This is a genomic window from Burkholderia sp. 10_S31, assembly GCF_056930375.1.
In genome coordinates, this window is the sequence record NZ_JBXOWK010000002.1 from 1098957 (window position 1) to 1118817 (window position 19861).

The following is a 19861-nucleotide window of genomic DNA, read 5'->3' on the forward strand; positions in this document are numbered from 1 at the left end:
CTGCGCCGCACTGTGTTCAAGCACTTCGTGAGAGAAAGACCATGGACTATCAAAAGCGACAAAAGCGATTCTGGCATCCGATGAGCTCGGCAGCCGCCGGGCACACGACCCCCACCGTGATCATCGAGCGCGGCGACGGCAATTACGTATACGACGTCGAGGGTCACCGCATGCTCGACGGCGTCGGCGGACTCTGGAACGTCAACGTCGGCCACAACCGACCGGAAGTGAAGGCCGCGATCGCTCGCCAGATGGACGAGCTGTCCTACTACCAGACCTTCGACGGCGTCGCCCATCCGCGCGTGTACGACCTGGCCGACCGCCTGTGCGCGATGTTCGCGCAGGAGGACATGCAGCGGGTGATGTTCGGCAGCGGCGGTTCCGACGCGGTCGAGACCGCGCTCAAGATGGCGCGCCAGTACTGGGTCGCCGCAGGCGAGCCGTCGCGCACGAAGTTCCTGTCGCTGCGCAACGGCTATCACGGCGTGCACGTCGGCGGCACGTCGATCGGCGGCAACGGCGTCTACCATTACAATCACGGTCCGCTGCTGCCCGGCTGCGTGCTGCTCGACACGCCGTGGCTCTATCGCAACCCGTGGAACTGCGACGATCCGCAGCAACTCGTCGAGCATTGCATCCGGCAACTCGAGGAAACGATCGCGTTCCACGGCCCGCAGACCATCGCCGCGTTCGTCGCGGAGCCGGTGCAGGGCGCGGGCGGCCTGATCGTCCCGCCCGCCGACTACTGGGCGCGCGTGCGCGCTGTGTGCGACCGGAACGGCATCCTGCTGATCGCCGACGAGGTGGTTACCGGTTTCGGCCGCACCGGCAGCATGCTCGGCAGCCGTGGATGGGGTGTCGCAGCCGATATCCTGTGCGTCGCCAAGGGCATTTCCGCCGGCTACGTACCGCTCGGCGCGACGCTGTACAACGGGCGCATCGCGCAGGCGATCGAACATGGCGCGGGCTTCTCGCACGTGATCATGCACGGCTATACGTACAGCGGGCATCCGCTCGCGTGCGCCGCATCGCTCGCGGTGCTCGACATCGTCGAAGCCGAGGATCTGCCGGGCAATGCGGCACGGGTCGGCCAGCGCCTGCTCGAGCAACTGCTGCCGCTGAAAGCCGACTTCGAGACCGTCGGCGACGTCCGCGGCAAGGGGCTGATGCTGGCGCTCGATCTCGTGACCGACAAGGCCAGCCGCACGCCGCTCGATCCGGGCAAGGGGTTCGCGGCGCGCGTGGCCGATGCCGCGCGCAGGCGCGGGGTCCTGGTCCGGGCGATCGCCAACAAGGTCGTGATGTCGCCGCCGTTGACGCTGCAGCAGGACGAGGCCGACTTCATCGCGGTAACGCTGCGCGAGGCGCTGCAGGAGTGCTGCGCGGATTCGCGATCGATCGCCTGACCGCTGGGACAGCCGGGCGCACGGATCTTTCGTCGAAGGTTCGTGCGCATCGCGATCCGGCTCGGGTTCGACGAAGATCGCCACGGGACGTCGAAATGACGATCGGCGTCCCGCCCGTAGCAATTTCGCTTTCAAGGAAGACTAGCCAAATGGAAAACCAGGCCATTGCATTCACGGTCGAGAAATATCCGCTCGCGCTTCGGCTGCTGCACTGGGCCAGGGCGATCCTGATCGGCGCGCAGCTCTGGACCGGATGGACGATGGTCCGGCTCGACGACAACCTGCCGGCCAAGTTCGACTGGTACTACCCGACCCACAAGGAGTTCGGCGTGCTCACGCTGCTGGTGGTCCTGACGCAACTGGCGATTCGCTCGATGAAGCCGTTGCCGCCGCTGCCGGCGAGCCTGCCGAAGCTGGACCGCAAGCTCGCCAAGATCGCGCACTACCTGCTGTATGCGCTCGCGATCATCGTGCCGCTGATGGGCTATTCGATGTCCAGCACGTATACGCAGAGCGACGGCGTGCCGTTCTTCTTCTTCCGCGTGCCCGAGCTGCTGCCGAAGAACGACCACTGGTTCGAGGCATTCCAGTGGCTGCACCGGACACTGGCCTACACGCTGCTCGTGCTCGTCGTGCTGCATATTCTCGCCGCGCTGAAACACCGGTTCTTCGACTCGAATCGCGAGAACGACGTACTGCGCCGCATGCTGTAACACCGCTCCACTGCGTTGCCGCGATCCCGGCAACGTTCGACGTTCGGGCCGCTCGACGACAGCGACCCGATCTCTTTGATTTCATACATTTCGTTTTACTAACTACAAGCGGACCGTTTCGATCGTCCGGCGTACCCGCACGTCATCGAAAACAGCACCGCACGGCCCTACCGGCCCTCAACTGGAGATCGACGATGAAGAAGATGATTGTGGTCGTTTCGACCGCCGGCGCCATGGGATTCAGCCTCACGGCATACGCGCAGAGCACCGTGACGCTCTATGGATTGATCGACGAAGGCATCAATTTCACGAGCAACGCGGGCGGCAGCAAGGCCTACCAGATGGTCAGCGGCGATACCGTCGGCAGCAACTGGGGGCTGAAAGGCACGGAAGACCTCGGCGGCGGACTGAGGGCGCTCTTCCAGCTCGAGAACGGCTTCAACGCGAGCACGGGGGCGCTCGGCGTCACGTCCCGGATGTTCGGCAGGCAGGCTTACGTCGGGCTCGATTCCGACCGGTTCGGCACGCTCACGCTCGGCCGCCAGTACGATCCCACGCTCGATATGTGGAGCTCCTTTACGTCCACCGGCAACTGGCTCGGCGACTTCGGCGCCCACCCGTACGACAACGACAATGCCGACTGGGACTACCGCATCCAGAACAGCGTCAAGTACGTGTCGCCCGCGTACGCCGGCTTCAAGGGCGAGGTGCTCTACGGCCTCTCGAACCAGGCGGGCGGCTTTGCCAGGAACCGTGTTTACAGCGCCGCGGTGCAGTACCAGATGGGCGCGTTCTCCGCAGCAGTCGCGTATCTGAAGGCCAACAACGGCGGCGCGAGCGCAGGCGGCGCATTGTCGAGCGACGATACGGTCTTCAGCGGCCGCTCGCAGCAGAACATCGATGCCGGCGCGTCGTACAAGTTCAGCGACAAGCTGACGCTGTCCGCCGCGTATTCGCACGTCGACGTGTACAACCCCGAGTCGAATCTGTACTTCGCGAACCAGCCGGCGACGGGCTCGCAGAACGCGTGGAAATTCGACAACTTCGAGGTCAACGGCCAGTATTTCTTCCGGCCGGACTTCTGGTTCGGCGCGGCGTATACCTATACGCACGCACATGTCACGACGGCGGCGGGCGACGCATCGCCGAGCTGGCACCAGCTGTCGATGATGCTCGACTACGACCTCAGCAAGCGGACCTCGACGTACATTCAGGGCGCGTACCAGCATGCAACCGGCAACACCGGCACCGACTTCGACTACGCGCACGTGCTCGGCACCGCCGGGCAGTCGTCGGGCCGCAATCAGCTGGCCTTGCGCGTCGGGATGATGCATCGCTTCTGAACCCGTCAGGCAACGCACGGGCTCGCGCGCGGCGTGCGCGGCAGCCCGTGTTTTCCCGTGCCGTCAGAACTGATGCCGCACCCCGACACGCACCGCGGTCTGCGTCGAGCCGGCCGCCGCGCCGCCGAGCGCGGCCTCGACCTGGGCGCCATAGGCGCTGTCGTGCCCGCGTGCGAACACCGCGTACAGGCCGGTACGCTTCGACAGCGAATAATCGGCGCTCAACGTGACCTGATTGGCCGAGCCGACGTCGCCGCCGCGCTGCTGGAACTGGAAGCCGCCGCCCAGCTGCAACGACGGCGTGAGCGCATAGGTCAGCCCGGCGTCGTAGGTGGTTGCCCGCAGCGGCGCGGCGGCGCTGATCCGAACGTCGGACACCATGCCGAAGACGCGAAGCCGGTCGAAGTTGTAGCCGGCCCCGCCCGAGAAGTTGCGAAGATTGCCGCCGCCGGTGACGTCGTGCTGGTCGAAATAAGCGAGCGCGGCGCTGAATGCGCCCTGCGTGTAGGACAGCATCGCACTTTGCACGCTGCTGCGCGCGACCGAGCCGGGCACGTTGCCGAAGCCCCACATGCCGCCGAACGCGATACCGCCGAACGTCGGACTCACGTACTTCACGGCGTTGTTCACCTGAACGCCCCACACGCGGTTGTCGAGCGCACCGCCCGCCGACGCATTCGTCGGCAACCCCCACGCGAGTAGGCCAGCCGGCGTGTTCGCAGCGACCGCGAAGGCCGGCATGAGATCGCCGACGAAATCGAACTGGCGCCCGAGCGTCACGGTGCCCCAATCGCCGCCGAGCCCGACGTACGCCTGCGAGCTGAACGCGGAGCCCGGCACGGTCAGCGTGCCGTCCGACGTCTGGAACTGGCTTTCGAGCCGGAACACGGCGAAGTTGGCACTGCCGAGATCCTCCCTGCCCGTCAGGCCCCACACGTCGTTGCGCGACACGCCCGCCTGCAACGCGAGCTGACGCCCGCCGCGCGGGGCAGACGCCACGTCGCTCGTATAGGTCACGCCCGTGTCCAGCGAACCGTAGAGCGTCACGCTCGATTGGGCGAACGCCGGTGCAGCCGCACCGCAACCGCACAACGCCACCATCCGGAACCACGCTTTCATCTTCTTCTCCTCATCGAATTTTCCCGGTCGATGCGCCCGTGAACCGACCGGCACGGCAACGGCATTGATCCGGCATGATTTTCACGATTAAAATAGGATTCCCTATCAATAGACGGCGAGGCGATCCAATTCACCGCATCCGGACCGCTTCCCGAACTTCGCTCATGCGGTTCAGGTTGCCGCCCGCGCGACATAAGTTAGACTACGGCCCTGTCGCCCCCGGTGCCGCACGCCGTGCCGCAGCCCGGCAGCCCGAACCGAATTCGTCCTTCCCGTTTCATTGCCGCAAGCCGTCTGAATCCCGGATCACGTCATGTCGAGCCTCACCAAAATGCTGTCCATCCTCGACGTCTTCTCTTCGTCCGCGACGTCGATGACGGCCGAGGAAATCGCCGAACACATGGGCTTTTCGCGAACCACGTGCTACCGCTACGTGAAGGAACTGGCCTCCGTCGGCCTGCTCGTCGGCAGCAACGGCCGCTATACGCTGGGCCCGCGCATCATCCATCTCGACTACAACATGCGGCAGTCGGACCCGACGCTCACCGCCGCGAAACCCGTCATCCAGAAGCTGGTTCAGGTCACCGGCGGCGACGCGCTCGTGTCGACGCTGTTCGACGAGCAGATCATCAACGTCATGCACGAAACCGGCGCGGAGAACCTGCAATTGGGCTTCGGCCGCGGCCGCATCATGCCGCTGTTCCAGGGTGCGTCGTCGAAGGTGATCGTGGCCGCGATGTCGCGCGCGCGCCTGAAGCGCCTGCACGAACGGCACAACGCCGAGCTCGGCGAGTTCGCGGCCGACTGGACGCAATTCTGGCGCGCCTGCCAGCAGATCGTCGACACGGGCTACTGGATCTCGCGCGGCGAGCTCGACGAAGGGTTCGTCGGCATCGCCGCGCCGATTCGCACCGCCAGCAGCGGCGAAATCAACAGCAGCCTGTCGCTGGTCTTTCGCGCCGAACACTTCGCGCTGTTCGACGAGCATGTGCTCGGCAAACTCCTGATCGACGCCACCGCACGGATCGGCGCGGCCACCTGAGCATTCGCGCGGCATCGCGCGCGACGCCACCCGTGATCGTCGGCGTGCGCGCCGTCAGTTCATCTGCGTGATGAATTTGGTGACCAGGTAGCCGTCGAACGTCTCCGTTCCTCCTTCGCTGCCGAAGCCGCTGTCCTTCACGCCGCCGAACGGGATCTCCGCCGGCCCCATCCCGAAGTGATTGATGTTGACCATGCCGGCCTCGAGCGAGCGGCTGATCCGGTGCGCGTTGCGCGCCGACGCCGTGAACGCATACGACGCGAGTCCGAACGGCAAGCGGTTGGCCTCGGCGAGCGCATCGTCGAGCGCGTCGAACGGCACGATCCCGACGATCGGGCCGAACGGCTCCTCGTTCATCAGGCGCGTGTCGCGCGCCGGACCCAGCACGACCGTCGGCGCGAAGTAGTGCCCCGGCCCCGGCAAGACCGTTCCGCCCGCGGCAATATCGGCCCCTTTCGCCCTTGCGTCGGCGACGAAGGCGTCGATCTCGGATACGCGTCGCGCATGCGCGAGCGGCCCCATCGTGGTCGCCTCTTCCAGCCCGTAGCCGACGCGAATCCGGCCGACCGCGTCGAGATACGTGGCGACGAACCGTTCGAACACCGGGCGTTGCACGAAAAACCGCGTCGGCGATACGCACACCTGCCCGGCGTTGCGAAACTTGTACGCGGCCAGCATCGTCGCGGCGCGCTCGATGTCCGCATCCGCGCAGACGAGCACCGGCGCATGCCCGCCCAGCTCCATGGTCATGCGCTTCATGTGCGACGCGGCAAGCGCGGCCAGCTGCTTGCCGACCGGCACCGAGCCGGTGAACGAGATCTTGCGCACCAGCGGCGACTCGATCAGCTGCTTCGACACGTCGCCCGGCACGCCCCAGACGATGTTCAGGCAACCCGCGGGCAATCCGGCATCGTGAAAGATGTGCGCGAGCGCGACGATCGCGCTCGGCGATTCCTCGGGCCCTTTCAGCACCAGCGTGCACCCTGACGCAAGCGCGGCCGCGATCTTGTGCATCGCCTGGCTGAACGGGAAATTCCACGGCGAGAACGCCGCGCACACGCCGATCGGTTCCCGCAAAACCGTCTGCGCGACGTCGGGAGAACGCGACGGCACGACGCGGCCGTAGGTGCGGCGCCCCTCTTCCGCATGCCATTCGAGCTGTTCGGCGGACGACATGACCTCGGCGATCGCCTCGCGAAGCGGCTTGCCCTGGTCCATCGTGATATGACGGCCGATCGATTCGGCACGCTCGCGCACGAGCGCAGCGGCGCGGCGCAGGATGTCCGAGCGCGCAAGCGGCGATTCGCGCCGCCACGCCGCGAACGCGCGATGCGCGGCGCGCGCCGCGGCGTCGATATCGTCCGGCGTCGCATGCGGCAGTTCGCCGAGCACGCGGCCGGTTCCCGGATCGAGAACGGGCTGCGTGCGCCGGCCGTCGGCCTGCAGGAACCGGCCATCGACATACAGATGGAGCGGAGCGTAATCGCGTTGCGCGTCAGGCGTCATGCGCGATGTCAGCGGTGTAAATGGAATCAAGACGGATACCTCGGTAGAGACTGCACGATGGGCGCGGACGGTGCGGCGATCGCATCACGCGGCCGGGCTCGGCGCACGCAACAGGCCGCCGATTTCCTGCCGGAGAATCTGGTTTTCCTGCCTGACGAGCAGATGCCGGACCTTGCCGCGAAACGTCCTGAACTCGGGATCGGCCATCAGCGCGGCGCGACGCCGCGCACGATCGTCCAGCGAATCGAATGCCCACAGATAGACAAGCTGGTTCAGCGGCCCGACTTCGGTCGCAAAACAGCCGACCATCGTGCCGAGCGCCTGCTCCTGCGCCGTGCGCCCGCATTCCGCGTACACGCGCAGATATTCGGCGACGCCGCCCGGCACCAGCGTATAGGTGCGTTGCTCAACAAACATGTGCTTCCTCTCGTTGTCGCGGCGCGAACGCCTGAAAGGCTTCGGTCACGCGAGCCATCCCCACCGCATCCGTCTGCGCGGCCACATAGCGATCCGGGCGCACCACCACGAGCGGGCCCGCATGCCGGTCGAACCAGTCGGCCAGTGCGTTATCGACGTCTTCGACGCACGTGCTGCCGTGGCCGCTGGCCAGCCGCCCCGCGCGGCCGGTGCCGCTGCGCGAGCGGTTGACCTGGACGAAGGTCGCGCCCAGCGCCGCCCAGTACGCCCGATCGTCGTCGCTCAGGCAGGCCTGCGGATCGCATTGCCAGCCGACGATCGAGAACCACGGGCCCAGCACGTCATCGAGCTTGCGGCGCACGCCGTCGGCCGTCTCGACGTCCGGCTGCGCGATCATCCTGCCGACTGCGGTGTCCGGCGCGCCCGGCAGCACGACGCCGCGCGTATAGCTCGGCATCGGCTTGAAACGCATCTGCAGGATGTAATCCTTCAGGCCCGGTGCGTAACGCGTAAGCCCGAGGAAACGATCGCGCAGGAATGCGACGAGCCGGTTGGTCGGCATCAGCATCGCGCCGAACGTGTCCGCCAGGTCGATCATCGCCTTCGCGTGATCGCGCCGCTCCGATTCGTACGTGTGGATCACGCCGGGATGCAATGCGCCGTTGACCACGCCCGCTAGCTTCCACGCGAGATTGCCCACGTCGCGCAACCCGGCGTTCAGGCCCTGGCCGATCCACGGCGGCGTCAGGTGCGCCGCATCGCCGATGAGCGCCACGCGGCCGACGACGAACCTTTCGGCCACGCGCGAATGGTGCGTGTATGTCCGGGCGCGCACGATCTCGAGGCGGTCGACATCGTCGACGTAAGGCGCGATCAGCGCGCGTATCGATTCCGGTTTCGCGATCGCCTCTTCGTCCTCGTGCGGGAACACGAGAAACTCCCAGCGCCGGAAATTGAACGGCAGATAGATGCAGACGTTCGGGCGGCGCGGGTCGCAGTTCAGCGCCGTGCACGGCTGGTCGAGCCCGGCATTCTTCACGTCGACCACGACCCATTTCATCGGATGGGTGGTGCCGGCCAGCTTGACGCCCAGCCATTCGCGCATCGGGCTGCGGCCGCCGTCGGCCGCCACCACGTAGTCGGCCTCGAGCGCGTAGTGCTGGCCGTCGGCGCGGCGCACCTGCAGCGTGACACCTTCGTCATCCTGATCGATGCCGACCACTTCTTCGCCGGTGCGCAGCGACACGTGCGGATAGCGCGCCAGCCCGTCGCGCAGCGTTCGCTCGGCCAGTTGCTGCATGAAGATGTTGCGCCGCCACCAGCCGAACTCGCGCATCGACGGACGGATGTCGGCAAAGCATTCGCCGTTCGCCTTGAACATGCGCAGCGGCACGTTCTGGATGATGTCACGGCTCAGTTCGTCGGCGAGGCCCGCGGTCTGGAACAGCCGCAGCGCCTCGTCGTCGATACCGACCGCACGCGGAAACTCGACGATCTGCGGCGCCTTCTCGATGATCACCGTCGCGATGCCATAGAGGCCGAGCAGGTTCGCCATCGCCGCACCGTTCGGCCCCGCGCCGACGATCGCGACCGACGTCCGGTTCGCATGGTTCATGTTCATTCGTCAGACTCCCGCCCGCCACGCCGGATCGTCCAGGCGATCGAGCCAGGTGCGCAATGCGTGATTGAACGCGGCCGGCTGATCGTCATGGACGTAATGCGTCGCACCGGGAATATCGATCCGCTCGATTCCCGTATTGGCGGCCGTCATTTCGGCCGCCACGTCCGCGGACAGGAAATCCGATTCGCCGCCGCGCAGCAACAGGGTCGGCACGTGCAGGTTGAGGATCAGCGGCCACAGATGGACGAGTTGCTCCGGCGTTGCGGTGAGCCGCGCCGCCGCAATCCCGTCGGCGTCGTGACGCCATACGATCCGCCCTTGCCCGGCCTCTTTCAGCGAGTGCGCGATGCGCGAATCGAGCGCGGATTCCGTGATGTTCGGCCGCTGGCGCCGCCAGAACGCACGCGCCTCGTCCCACGACGCGAACGCGTCCGGCGTTTCCTTCAGCTCGCGCTTGATGCGCTCCGAGCCCTGCGAACCGGCCGACGCGCCCGGGCCCATGTCCTCGATCGCGAGGCCGGCGAGCCGTTCCGGTTGCGCCGCGGCATAGACGAACGCATTGGCGCCACCCATCGAATGCCCGACCAGCACGAATCGTTTCAGGTTCAGCGCGCGCACCAACGCGTCGAGATCACGCACGTAGGCCGCTGCGTAATAGTCACGCTGCGGATCCCAGTCGCTCCGTCCGCGTCCGCGCTGATCGAGCGCGACGACCCGGTAGCGGTCGACCAGCGCGTCGGCGACGGGCGCCCACGTATGTGCGTAACTGCGCAAGCCGTGCAGCATCACCACGGCCGGCGCATCGTCGCGCCCCCAGCTCACGTAGTGCAGCCGCAGCCCATCGCTGTCGACCCACCCATCCTTGACGGATGCCGTATTCATCATGTGCTCCCCGGCCTGCATCCGTGATCAGACCAGGCCGTCGCGGCCGACGATCTCGCTCGCCTTCAGCCCGCCGAGCCGTGCATGCAGGCGGCCGCGCGTCGCGAATGCGAAGATCACCAGCACTTCGTCGTCGTTGGGCGCATCGGGGAACAGGCACGTCACCGTGTCGTAGTGCGAGCGCACGTAGAGCGCATCCTTGTGCGCGAGCGGTACGTCGATCACCGTGTTGATCGGGCCGCGCTTGCCGCTCGACGGCACCCACGACTTCCCGCCGCCCAGCGCCGCGCGGATCGGCTCCGCGAAGATCGACGTCAGGAACGCGTTGCCGTGTTCGTACTCGCCGGCCGAGCCGACCAGGCAAGCCTTGCCGTAGCTCTCGATCGCACGGCCCGCCGCGAGCGACTCGATGCGCCGCGCGAACTCCTTGCCGAGCGCGGGCGACGGGCGCACGAGGTCGTCGAGGTTTTCGCTGAACCGCCCCGCATACGGGTTGTGAACGGCCGCGGCGATCACGATCTTGCGCAGCGGCTCGCCGTCCGCGAGCTGGCCGGTTTCGTTCGCGAGCGAATCCTCGATCTGCGTGTACCACTTGCGGATATGAAAGCCTTCGAAATTTGTGATCTTGCTCATCAGGAATCCTCTATTCAATGTCGGTTATGCGGAAATGAAAGGCCGGTGCATCAGTCGAACAGCGGCTCGAGTTGCACGGGGTCGCTCGGCGCGTTGTACCGGTGCAGCACGCGCTTGCCCTCTTCGTCGTCGGTGACGGTCTCGCAGAAAAATTCGAGGCGGTTGCCGTCCGGGTCCGCGAAATACACGCCGATCCCGACCTTGTGGTCGGTGATCTTGACGATCGGCACGTTGCGGCGGATCAGCATGCCGTACAGGCGACGCAGCTCGGTCAACCCGCCGGCGATCTCGAGCCCGTAGTGCTGCAGGCCGATCGTGCCGAGCTCCGCGTCGGACGCCGCGCGAATCAGCGCGATGTCATGGTGCTTCTGGCCGAAGGACATGAACACCCACTGCTCGCCGCGCGCGGTTTCCGTCATGCCGAGCACCTCGGCATACCAGGTGCTCGAGCGCACGGGGTCGCGCACGAACAGCGACAGGTGGGTGCGCTGCACGCGCGGCGTCGGCAGCGGCAGCCCGCTCGCGTTCGCGCGCTCGGCGTGTTGCTGGATGTCGGACGGTGTCATCGTTCGCTCCGCTCAATTCAATTGATCGACTGCGCGTGGGCAACGAGCGGCGCTTCGAACGGCGTCCACGCGACGGCCGTGATCTCGCTGAAGTCGCGCCATTCCTTGGTCCAGTTCCGGCCGCCGTCGCGCGAACGGAACAGGTGCCCGTACTTGGTGCCCGCATAGACGAGCGCCGGCCGGGCCGCATGGACGCCGAATGCCCAGAACGTGGAATTCGGCGGCGTTTGCAGATCCGCTTCGTGCCACGCGTAGCCGCGATCGGTCGAGCGGTAGATGCGGCTGCGGGTGCCCGGCGTGCCGTCGCCGATCGCCATCAGCAGGTCGCCTTCCGGCTCCGGCAGTTGCACGACCGTACGCGTGTAATAGAGCCCGTCGAAGCGGTCGCGCGACGCCTTGGCGTCCCAGGTCTGCCCGTCGTCCTCGCTCACGTACACCGCGTTGACCGTCAGCAGCACGGTGGTTTTGGGCCGGTCCGCCGTGGCGGACAGCACGGCGATCGCATGAATGTCGCTGTTGCGGATCGCCGTGCCGGGGCCGTCCACGCGCGTCCAGCTCGCGCCGGCATCGCGGCTGCGCCACGCACCGCCCTCCTCCACGCCATACCAGACGTTGCGGCCGTCGTCCGGATCCACGCAAATCGTCAGCAGCCGTGGGCGATTGACGCCCGCGCAAAACTCGGGGAACTCGGGCGCCGTTCGCTCCCACGTCAGGCCCGCGTCGCTCGACTTGTACAGCGCGGCGCGTGACGGCGCGCCGGTGCCCGCATAGAGCACCGCGGGGTTCGCCGGATCGATCGCGATGGACCAGACAGTCTGTCCGTTCAGCACGTTCTCGGGCCGAAACCAGTGCGCGCCGCCATCCTGGCTGATGCACAGCCCCGCATCAGCGCCCGCATAGACGCGCGACGGCGTCGCGGAATCCACCGCGAGCGCGCGCACGATGCCGTCGAATTCGATCGGTTCGGCGAGCCCGAGGCGATGCCAGGTCTTGCCATCGTCGTTCGAGCGCAGGATGCCTTGCCCGGCCGTGGCGACCAGTACGGTTGCGGTCATGAAATGCTCCTTGTGTCAGAGAAAAATGCCGCGCGTGAGCCCGCCGTCGCAGCCGATCGACTCGCCGGTGATCGACCCGGATTTCGGCGATGCGAGAAACGCGACGATCCACCCCATTTCTTCCGGCTGCAGCACGCGCCGGATCGGCGTGACCTTCACGTAGTTCGCCTCGACCTCCGCGGCCGTGAGCCCCTGCTTCTGCGCCTCTTTCTCGTAGAGTTCGTGGATGTGCGGCGTCTCGACCACACCCGGGTGAATCGTGTTGACCGTGATGCCGAACGGGCCGAGCTGGTCGGACAGCGTCTTGGTGAGGTGCACGATCGCCACGTTGCGCATGCCGGACAGCTGCTTGCTGCCACGGCCCGTGAGGCCGCCGATGTTGACGATCCGGCCAAAGCCGTTGCGCCGCATGTAGGGCGCGGCCGCCTTCGCGCAACGCAGGTAGCCGACCACCTTGATGTCGATGTCCTGGAGCAGCCCCTGCGGGTCGGCGTTTTCCAGCTCCGCCCGCACGAGGCCGCCCGGATGCGCGGCGCCGTTCAGCAGGATGTCGAGCCGGCCGAAGCGCTCGACGCTCGCGGCCATCGCCGCCTCGACGGACGCCATGTCGGTCGTGTCCACCGTGACGGGCAGGATCGCCCCCGCCGTGTCGCCCAGCGGCGCGAGTTCCGCGCGAATGTCGGCGGCGGCCGCTTCGAGGTGTTCCATGCGCCGCGCGGCGATGGTGACGTTGACGCCTTCGCGGGCCAGCTCGAGCGCGACTGCCTTGCCGATGCCCATGCTGCCGCCGGTGATGAACGCGGCTTTTCCGTGGAGTTGCAGATCCATAGCGATGAAAGGTGAGAGTCGGGATTGAAGGGAAAAGCGAGTGGCGCGATCAGGACAGGCACATTTCGATGAGCCTCGGCCCGTCGGTATGGGCGAGTGCGTCGTCGAGCGCCTGCGCGAGCGCTTGCGTCGTGCTCGCGCGCTCGGCCGGCACGCCGTAGCCGCGCGACAGCGCGAGCCAGTCGATCGGCGGATCGTCCAGTAGCGTCAGGCGGCTGGCGTGCGGCGTGTCGGCCGGCAGGCCACTGCGCGCGAGTTCGGTCTGCAGGATGCCGTAGCGCCGGTTCGACGCGATCAGCATCACGATCGGCAAACGCTCGCGTGCCATCGTCCACAGCGCCTGGATCGTGTACTGCGCACTGCCGTCGGACTGCAGCGCGAACACACGGCGTTCCGGACACGCGACGGCGGCGCCGAGCGCGACCGGCAAACCCTGGCCGATCGCGCCGCCCGTGTTCGTGAGGATCGTGTGACGACGGGCGCGTGCCGATGCGGTCACGAACGGATAGCCGCACGTGCCGCCCTCGATCGACACGATCGCCTCGTCGGGCAATGCGTTCGCCAGCACGCGGCCGACGGCCTGCGGCGTCAGCGGCCCCTCTTCCACCTGCCAGCGCTCGACCGGCACGCCGTCGGCGTTCTCCGGTGCGCCGATGCGGTCCGCCAGCGCTTCGAGCGCGTCGTCGGCCGCGTCGCCCGCTGCGGCGAGCGTCACGATGTCCTCGGGCCGCGCGAGTTCACCCGGAATGCCTTCGTAGCCGAAGTAGGTGACGGGCGGAAGCGCGCCCGCCAGCACCACGCGCCGGCAAGCCAGCGCGGCCAGCGCCGGCTCGGGGAAATAAGGCAGCCGGTCGATGTCCGGCAGGCCGCCGCCGCGCTCGGCGCGCGCCGGGAAGGTCTCGCTGAAGCAGGTCGTGCCGGTCGCCGCCGCGATGCGCGCCGCCGCGCGCTGCCCGCGAGCCGACAGTGCACGGCCGCCCATCAACAGCACGGCGCGATGGCCGCTGAGCAGCAGATCCGCGACCCGCTCGACCTGCGCAGGGTCGAACGACACCTCGGCCGGGCGAACGACGGCGGGTGACACCGCATCGCGCACCTTGGCCGACTGGAGATCGACCGGCAGCACGAGGGTCGCGACGCCGCGCTGCGCGCCCATCGCGGCCGAGATCGCATCGGCCGTATCCGTCGCGAGATCCGTGTCGCGCGCGACGCTGCGGTACCACACCGACACGGGGCGGGCGAGCGACTCGATGTCCGACGTGAGCGGTGCGTCGTACTTCAGATGGTCGCGCGTGTGATCGCCGACGATGTTCAGGATCGGCGTGCGGGCGCGGCGCGCGTTGTGCAGGTTGGCGATGCCGTTTGCGTGGCCCGGCCCGAGATGCAGCAGCGTCATCGCCGGCTTGCCGGCCATGCGGCCATAGCCGTCCGCCGCGCCCGTGCAGACGCCCTCGAACAGCCCGAGGATCGAACGCACGCCCGCCACGGTGTCGAGCGCGCCGACGAACGGCATCTCGGTGGTGCCGGGATTGGCAAAACAGACGTCGACGCCGGCATCGCGCGCCGTCTCGAGCACGACGCTCGCTCCGCTTCGTGTTTCGGTATCGATGTCCAACTGTGGGATGTTCATGCGGCAGCTCGACGGTTTGAATGGGATGGATTTGACTTTAATCCCGAAATACGGGATTTGTCAAACATCAAAAGCGTCGCCGCCGCGGCAACACGATCCACGTTAACCCGATCTGCGTCGCGTATTTACGGGGAAATTCACCAGCCCCCGGCTCTCCACACATCGCTAAGGGTTAACAAAATTCCCGCCATTCGGAATTTAGCGACAAGAGCGATCGAGCAAACGCCCGCGACCGCCGTCCCGTTGCCGGTTGCTTCGCATTGCACGCCTGGATCCAAGCTTACGATTGCAAATGCCTCTCATTTGCATTAAATTTCCGCGCGAATGTACTGTTTGGAACACGGACGTCGGCGCGAGGTCATCGGCCATGCCCGAACGCAGATCACATCAAAGGACGGGGTATGAGCAGGAAGAACTGGGCGGCCGCACCGATGGCCATCGTCGTCGGCACGGCCGGCCTGAGCGCAGCCGATGCGCAGGAGTTGTCGCTGCCCGCCATCGAGGTCTCGGGGCAACGCGCGAGCGCGCCGTTTCGCGCGCCCGAATCGACGAGCGCGACACGCACCGAGACGGACGTGATGGAGATCCCGTTCGCGGTCAGCAGCGTCGATACGAAACTGATCAAGACAGTGGCCGCGACGCGCGGCGAAGACCTGTACGACTGGGTCGCGGGCGTCGCGCGGCAAAACAACTTCGGCGGCCTGTGGGACAACTACGCGGTACGCGGCTTCGCCGGCGACGGCAACACCTCGGGCACCGACTACCTCGTCAACGGCTTCTCATGGAATCGCGGGATCAGCGTCCCGCGCGACACCGCCACCCTCGAGCGCATGGAAGTGCTCAAGGGGCCCGCGTCCGCGCTGTACGGACGCGGCGATCCGGGCGGGCTCATCAGCTACACGACGAAACAGCCGCAGTTCGCGCGCTCGAACACCATCGGCGTGTCGGCCGGCAGCTACGGCGCGCTGCGCCAGACGCTCGATTCGACCGGGCCCGTCACGAAATCGCTCGCGTACCGCTTCGTCGCGATGAACGAGAACAACGGCAGCTTCCGCGATACGGTGTCGAGCAAACGCTACCTGTTCGCCCCCTCGTTCACGTGGGACATCGGCACGGACACGACGCTCCACTACGAGTTCGAAAGCATGCGCCAGCGCGCGCCGCTCGATCGCGGCGTGGTGGCGGTAAACGGCCAGCTCGGCGTGATCCCGGCGTCGCGCTTTCTCGGCGAGCCGCGCGACGGCGACTACGACGTGCGCAACACGGGCCACCAGTTCACGCTCGAGCATCGCATCGATGCCCGTTGGTCGATCAACGCCGGCTTCGCACAGCGCGACACCGACCTGTCCGGACGCTCGTCCGAGGCATTCTCGCTGCAGCCGGACGGCCGCACGCTATGGCGCCGCTATCGGCAGGTCGCGTTTCACTCGAACGACCTGCAAGGCCGGCTCGAAACGACCGGCAAGTTCCGCACCGGCGGCATCGGCCACACGCTCGTGATGGGTGTCGATGCGTATCGCTTCAACTACGACCAGTTCGTTGCGCGCTCGACGCCGACCGCCGCCGCGCCGTATGCGATCGACATCTTCGATCCGGTCTACGGCCAGCCGGCGCCCGCGCTGCGCACCGCGACCAACCTGCTCGAGCGCGACGACGGGCAAGGCGTCTACGCGCAGGACACGCTGGCGTTCGGGCCGCACTGGAAAATCCTCGCCGGGCTGCGCTGGGATCGCTTCCACCAGTCGGTCGAGAACCGCCTGAAAGGCGTGACGACCAGCCAGTTGCAGACCGCGCTGAGCCCGCGCATCGGCGTCGTGTACGAAATGAGCCCCGCGCTGTCGCTGTATGCGAACACGGCGTACTCGTTCCGGCCGAACAACGGCGCCGATGCCGACGGCCGCGCGTTCGATCCCGAGAAAGGGCATGGTTACGAAGCCGGCGCGAAATGGGCCGGCACGCGCTGGCTCGCAACCGTCGCGGCGTTCCATGTCAACAAGCGCAACGTGCTGACCGCCGATCCGGCGAATGCCGGCTTTTCGCGCGCGGCCGGCGAAGTGCGCAGCCGCGGCGTCGAATTCGAATGGAACGGCGACCTGGGCCACGGCCTGCGCGGCATCGTCAACCTCGCGTATGTCGATGCCGAAGTCACGCGCGATACGGTGCTGACGCCCGGCGCGCGGCTCGTCGACATACCGCGCCTGAGCGGCAGCGCGCTGCTCATGTACGAAACCGCGCTGCCGTTCGCGGAGAAGGCGGGGGTCGGCACGGGCGTGATCTATGTCGGGCGCCGCGCCGGCAACACCGCGAACACGCAGGACGGCTTCGCGCTGCCCGCCTACGCGACCGTGCAGCTCAACGGCTACGTGCAGCTCGACAAGCATCTGCGTGCGTCGGTCGTGCTGAACAACCTGTTCAATCGCACGACCTACGTCAGCTCGTACAACAGCTTGTGGGTCACGCCGGGCGCGCCGCGCAGCCTGTTCGCGTCGCTCGCTTACTCGTTCTAGGTCGAATCGGGCGCGTGGCGTGCGTGGCGTGCGTGATGCATCACGCGCCGAGCGCGAGCCGCGTCACCAGCGCGATCAGCAACGCCGGCAACATCACGCACGCGCCGACCGCGAGAAATTCTCCGAAGCCGACCCGCTGCCCTTCGCGGCGAATCGCCGCGAGCCACAGAATCGTCGCGAGCGATCCGGTGATGGACAGGTTCGGGCCCAGGTCGACGCCGATGAGAATCGCGTCGATCACCGATTGCGGACTGTGCGCGGCGCCGATCGTCGAACTCGCGATCAGTCCGGCGGGCAGGTTGTTGACCAGGTTCGACGCCAGCGCGATCGCGATGCCCGATGCGGCTGCGGCCACCTGCTCGCCGCTTGCCGTCCACTCGCGCAGCAGCCCGGCCAGCGCGCGCACCGCGCCGGTCCGGTCGAGCGCTTCGACGAGCACGAACAAACCCGCGACGAGCGGCAGCACGCTCCATGAAATTTCTCGAACGATCGGCACGCACGCCGCGCGATCGCGATACAGGACGCACGCGACGGTGACGATTCCCGCGATCGCGGTCGGCAGCCCGAGCGGGCGATCCTTCATCGACACCGCCATCAGCGCGACGGCCGTGACCGCGATGCCGGCCAGCGCAATGCGCCCGCCTGCGGTGAGCGGCCGCACCGGCAAACCCGACGCGCAATGGCCGCGAAGCGCATGTCGCTGAGTGATCCGAAGCATCAGGAACGTGCACGCGATCGATGCGACGGACGGCAGCGCGAAATGCGCCAGCCATACGCCGAGCGCGGGCATGCGCGAACCGTACAGCACGAGATTCGCCGGGTTCGAGATCGGCAGCACGAAGCTCGCCGCGTTGGCGACGAACGCGCAGATGTACAGCAGCGGCATCGGGTCGGCCTTCGCTCGGCGCGCGGCCGCGAACACGGCCGGCGTCAGCACGACCGCGGTCGCATCGTTCGACAGAAAGATCGTCGTCACGGTGCCGACCAGGTAGACGAGTGCGAACAAGCGCCGGGGCGAACCCTGCGCGAGATTGACGACGTGCGTCGCGACCCAGTCGAACAATCCTTCACGACGCGCGACCTCGGACAGCAGCATCATGCCGGTCAGGAACAGATACACGTCGCCCCCCTTCGCCACGGCGTCGAGCGCCGGATGCACGGGCAACAGGCCGAACACGACCAGCAGCAGCGCGCCGCTCACGGCCCAGGTCGCTTCGGGCCAGCCGAAGGGTCGCGCGATGACGCCCGCGGTGGCGAGCGCGGAAATCAGCCATGCAAGCGAGGCAGGATTCATTGGCAGGGAAGGAACGGCAGAAGGTTCGAAATGATCTTCAGGACGAAGCGGCGGGCAGATCGGCCGGCTTGCCGCATACGCCGCTCAGCGATCGCGCATGGCCGAGCCAGAGCGCGAGCGAGCCCGTCGACACGGCACCCAGCACCATGAACGCAGCCGGATAACCGAAGTGCTGCGCGAGGACACCGCCCAGCGCGGGGCTGAGCGCCGCGCCGACACCCTGCGCAGTCGCGACGGCGCCCTGCCCGACGTTCACACGGCCGGAGCCGTGCAGCAGGCGCACGACGAGCGCCGGTACGACGACGCTTTGCAGGCCGGCGCCGATGCCATCGAGAATCTGCACCGGCCACACGCCCGCTTCGCTCATCAACGCCGCAGCGAGCGCACCGCGCACCGGCAACGACAGAAACGAAATCAGCAACACCCGCCAATAGCCGTACGCACGAATCAGGCGAGGCGCGAACCAGGCCGCCGCGACCATCACGAGCTGCGCGATGACGATGGTTTGCGCGGTGAACGCGCTCGCGTTGCTGCGGTGCGTGGCGACCACGCCCATCCCGTATAGCGGCAGCATCGCGGCGTTGCCCAGATGAAACAGCGCAAGCGACGCGCCGAGCAGCACCAGCGGCCGGTTCTCGAATAGCGTACGCAACCCGCCGACGCGAGGCGTCGGCGCGCCGTCGAATGCCTGGCCGTGTGGACCGGCGCTTTGCGCGTCGAGACCGCGCGCGCATGCGTGATCGATGGCACGCCCCGGAATCGCCAACGTACTCGCGATGGCGAACATCGTGAAGACGACGACGAGCGCGAACACGGCGTCGAATCCCGCATGCCAGCCGAGCCAGCCCGCGAGCGCCGCACCGACGACGTTGCCCGCGTGGTTCGCCATCTGGTTGCGGCCGAACTGCCGATCGAAGCCTGGCCGACGCGCGATGCCGAGCGTCACGCCCGCGACGGCCGGCGCAAGCGCCGCGCCGCTGACGGCAGCCAGGATCTGCGAAGCGGCCACCGCCGGATAGCTGTCGACGAACATCAGCGCCAGCGACGCCAGCGCGGTCGCCGCGGTCGCCGCGACGATCAGCGCCCGCTTCGCTCGCAACGCATCGACGAGCGCACCGGCCGGCGGCGTCGCGGCCATCGCGGCGAGCCCGGCCAGTGTCATGACCGAGCCGATCGCGTCGGCACTCCAGCCGCGCGACAGCAGGATGACGCCGACGAACGGGCCAATGCCGGCCTGCACGTCGGCCAGGAAGAAATTGAGCGCTTCGAGCGCGCGTGCCGGGTGCATGGTCACCGACG

Annotated in this window: 17 protein-coding genes; 5 read left to right on the plus strand and 12 right to left on the minus strand. The window is 67.3% G+C overall.

Features of this window, described 5'->3' with window-relative positions:
* Positions 1-41 precede the first annotated feature (41 nt).
* The 3 genes from AC1Z3W_RS19465 (at position 42) to AC1Z3W_RS19475 (ending at position 3462) form a co-directional block, all read left to right on the plus strand.
* On the plus strand, positions 42-1406 hold the full coding sequence (locus AC1Z3W_RS19465) for an aspartate aminotransferase family protein (protein ID WP_057928801.1): 1365 nt from the start codon (positions 42-44) through the stop codon (positions 1404-1406).
* Between the two features lie 149 nt (positions 1407-1555).
* Positions 1556-2119 (plus strand): cytochrome b, encoded by a 564-nt coding sequence (locus tag AC1Z3W_RS19470; RefSeq protein WP_057928800.1) that lies wholly within the window; start codon positions 1556-1558, stop codon positions 2117-2119.
* 194 nt (positions 2120-2313) lie between these two features.
* A complete protein-coding gene (locus tag AC1Z3W_RS19475) occupies positions 2314-3462 on the plus strand; it encodes a porin (protein WP_057928799.1) in 1149 nt (382 codons plus the stop codon).
* 63 nt (positions 3463-3525) lie between these two features.
* On the opposite strand, the gene AC1Z3W_RS19480 is transcribed toward AC1Z3W_RS19475, so the two are convergent.
* Positions 3526-4581: a porin gene (locus AC1Z3W_RS19480; RefSeq protein ID WP_483508280.1), complete on the minus strand. Its 1056-nt coding sequence runs from the start codon at positions 4579-4581 to the stop codon at positions 3526-3528.
* Between the two features lie 313 nt (positions 4582-4894).
* On the opposite strand from AC1Z3W_RS19480, the gene AC1Z3W_RS19485 reads away from it, so the two are divergent.
* Complete coding sequence (locus AC1Z3W_RS19485; protein WP_057928797.1) at positions 4895-5623, plus strand: IclR family transcriptional regulator; 729 nt, start codon at positions 4895-4897, stop codon at positions 5621-5623.
* A 54-nt stretch (positions 5624-5677) separates the two neighbouring features.
* Here the strand turns inward: AC1Z3W_RS19485 and AC1Z3W_RS19490 are convergent, their stop codons facing one another.
* From AC1Z3W_RS19490 to AC1Z3W_RS19530, 9 genes are all read right to left on the minus strand, one after another.
* Complete coding sequence (locus AC1Z3W_RS19490; RefSeq protein WP_483508281.1) at positions 5678-7129, minus strand: NAD-dependent succinate-semialdehyde dehydrogenase; 1452 nt, start codon at positions 7127-7129, stop codon at positions 5678-5680.
* 84 nt (positions 7130-7213) lie between these two features.
* Positions 7214-7546, minus strand: a complete 333-nt coding sequence (locus AC1Z3W_RS19495; protein ID WP_057928795.1) for an NIPSNAP family protein — start codon at positions 7544-7546, stop codon at positions 7214-7216.
* A complete protein-coding gene (locus AC1Z3W_RS19500; protein ID WP_057928794.1) occupies positions 7536-9167 on the minus strand; it encodes a bifunctional 3-(3-hydroxy-phenyl)propionate/3-hydroxycinnamic acid hydroxylase in 1632 nt (543 codons plus the stop codon). The genes AC1Z3W_RS19495 and AC1Z3W_RS19500 overlap by 11 nt, the downstream gene beginning before the upstream one ends.
* A gap of 3 nt (positions 9168-9170) precedes the next feature.
* Positions 9171-10049, minus strand: coding sequence for an alpha/beta fold hydrolase (locus AC1Z3W_RS19505; RefSeq protein ID WP_173938511.1), 879 nt, complete (start codon positions 10047-10049; stop codon positions 9171-9173).
* Between the two features lie 27 nt (positions 10050-10076).
* Entirely contained in the window at positions 10077-10682 is a 606-nt protein-coding gene (locus tag AC1Z3W_RS19510) for an amino acid synthesis family protein (RefSeq protein ID WP_124834782.1), read from the minus strand.
* Between the two features lie 50 nt (positions 10683-10732).
* On the minus strand, positions 10733-11248 hold the full coding sequence (locus AC1Z3W_RS19515) for a VOC family protein (protein WP_057928791.1): 516 nt from the start codon (positions 11246-11248) through the stop codon (positions 10733-10735).
* Positions 11249-11265: 17 nt separating this feature from the next.
* Complete coding sequence (locus tag AC1Z3W_RS19520; RefSeq protein WP_483508282.1) at positions 11266-12303, minus strand: WD40/YVTN/BNR-like repeat-containing protein; 1038 nt, start codon at positions 12301-12303, stop codon at positions 11266-11268.
* Between the two features lie 15 nt (positions 12304-12318).
* On the minus strand, positions 12319-13131 hold the full coding sequence (locus tag AC1Z3W_RS19525; protein ID WP_124834784.1) for an SDR family NAD(P)-dependent oxidoreductase: 813 nt from the start codon (positions 13129-13131) through the stop codon (positions 12319-12321).
* Between the two features lie 49 nt (positions 13132-13180).
* Complete coding sequence (locus tag AC1Z3W_RS19530; protein WP_057928788.1) at positions 13181-14761, minus strand: acetolactate synthase large subunit; 1581 nt, start codon at positions 14759-14761, stop codon at positions 13181-13183.
* 401 nt (positions 14762-15162) lie between these two features.
* On the opposite strand from AC1Z3W_RS19530, the gene AC1Z3W_RS19535 reads away from it, so the two are divergent.
* On the plus strand, positions 15163-17268 hold the full coding sequence (locus AC1Z3W_RS19535) for a TonB-dependent siderophore receptor (protein WP_483508284.1): 2106 nt from the start codon (positions 15163-15165) through the stop codon (positions 17266-17268).
* Between the two features lie 40 nt (positions 17269-17308).
* On the opposite strand, the gene AC1Z3W_RS19540 is transcribed toward AC1Z3W_RS19535, so the two are convergent.
* Together AC1Z3W_RS19540 and AC1Z3W_RS19545 are read right to left on the minus strand one after the other, a co-directional pair.
* Positions 17309-18562 carry an arsenic transporter gene (locus AC1Z3W_RS19540; RefSeq protein WP_057928786.1) on the minus strand — a complete coding sequence of 418 codons (1254 nt, stop codon included), beginning with the start codon at positions 18560-18562 and terminating at the stop codon, positions 17309-17311.
* A gap of 37 nt (positions 18563-18599) precedes the next feature.
* Positions 18600-19850, minus strand: coding sequence for an MFS transporter (locus tag AC1Z3W_RS19545; protein WP_483508342.1), 1251 nt, complete (start codon positions 19848-19850; stop codon positions 18600-18602).
* Positions 19851-19861 lie beyond the last annotated feature (11 nt).

Coding starts and splice junctions, on each gene's coding strand:
- AC1Z3W_RS19545 (WP_483508342.1), bottom strand. CDS start 19,850: ATGCACCCGGCACGCGCGCTCGAAGCGCTCAATTTCTTCCTGGCCGAC.
- AC1Z3W_RS19540 (WP_057928786.1), bottom strand. CDS start 18,562: ATGAATCCTGCCTCGCTTGCATGGCTGATTTCCGCGCTCGCCACCGCG.
- AC1Z3W_RS19475 (WP_057928799.1), top strand. CDS start 2,314: ATGAAGAAGATGATTGTGGTCGTTTCGACCGCCGGCGCCATGGGATTC.
- AC1Z3W_RS19515 (WP_057928791.1), bottom strand. CDS start 11,248: ATGACACCGTCCGACATCCAGCAACACGCCGAGCGCGCGAACGCGAGC.
- AC1Z3W_RS19535 (WP_483508284.1), top strand. CDS start 15,163: ATGAGCAGGAAGAACTGGGCGGCCGCACCGATGGCCATCGTCGTCGGC.
- AC1Z3W_RS19525 (WP_124834784.1), bottom strand. CDS start 13,131: ATGGATCTGCAACTCCACGGAAAAGCCGCGTTCATCACCGGCGGCAGC.
- AC1Z3W_RS19495 (WP_057928795.1), bottom strand. CDS start 7,546: ATGTTTGTTGAGCAACGCACCTATACGCTGGTGCCGGGCGGCGTCGCC.
- AC1Z3W_RS19500 (WP_057928794.1), bottom strand. CDS start 9,167: ATGAACATGAACCATGCGAACCGGACGTCGGTCGCGATCGTCGGCGCG.
- AC1Z3W_RS19480 (WP_483508280.1), bottom strand. CDS start 4,581: ATGAAAGCGTGGTTCCGGATGGTGGCGTTGTGCGGTTGCGGTGCGGCT.
- AC1Z3W_RS19490 (WP_483508281.1), bottom strand. CDS start 7,129: ATGACGCCTGACGCGCAACGCGATTACGCTCCGCTCCATCTGTATGTC.
- AC1Z3W_RS19530 (WP_057928788.1), bottom strand. CDS start 14,761: ATGAACATCCCACAGTTGGACATCGATACCGAAACACGAAGCGGAGCG.
- AC1Z3W_RS19465 (WP_057928801.1), top strand. CDS start 42: ATGGACTATCAAAAGCGACAAAAGCGATTCTGGCATCCGATGAGCTCG.
- AC1Z3W_RS19470 (WP_057928800.1), top strand. CDS start 1,556: ATGGAAAACCAGGCCATTGCATTCACGGTCGAGAAATATCCGCTCGCG.
- AC1Z3W_RS19510 (WP_124834782.1), bottom strand. CDS start 10,682: ATGAGCAAGATCACAAATTTCGAAGGCTTTCATATCCGCAAGTGGTAC.
- AC1Z3W_RS19520 (WP_483508282.1), bottom strand. CDS start 12,303: ATGACCGCAACCGTACTGGTCGCCACGGCCGGGCAAGGCATCCTGCGC.
- AC1Z3W_RS19505 (WP_173938511.1), bottom strand. CDS start 10,049: ATGAATACGGCATCCGTCAAGGATGGGTGGGTCGACAGCGATGGGCTG.
- AC1Z3W_RS19485 (WP_057928797.1), top strand. CDS start 4,895: ATGTCGAGCCTCACCAAAATGCTGTCCATCCTCGACGTCTTCTCTTCG.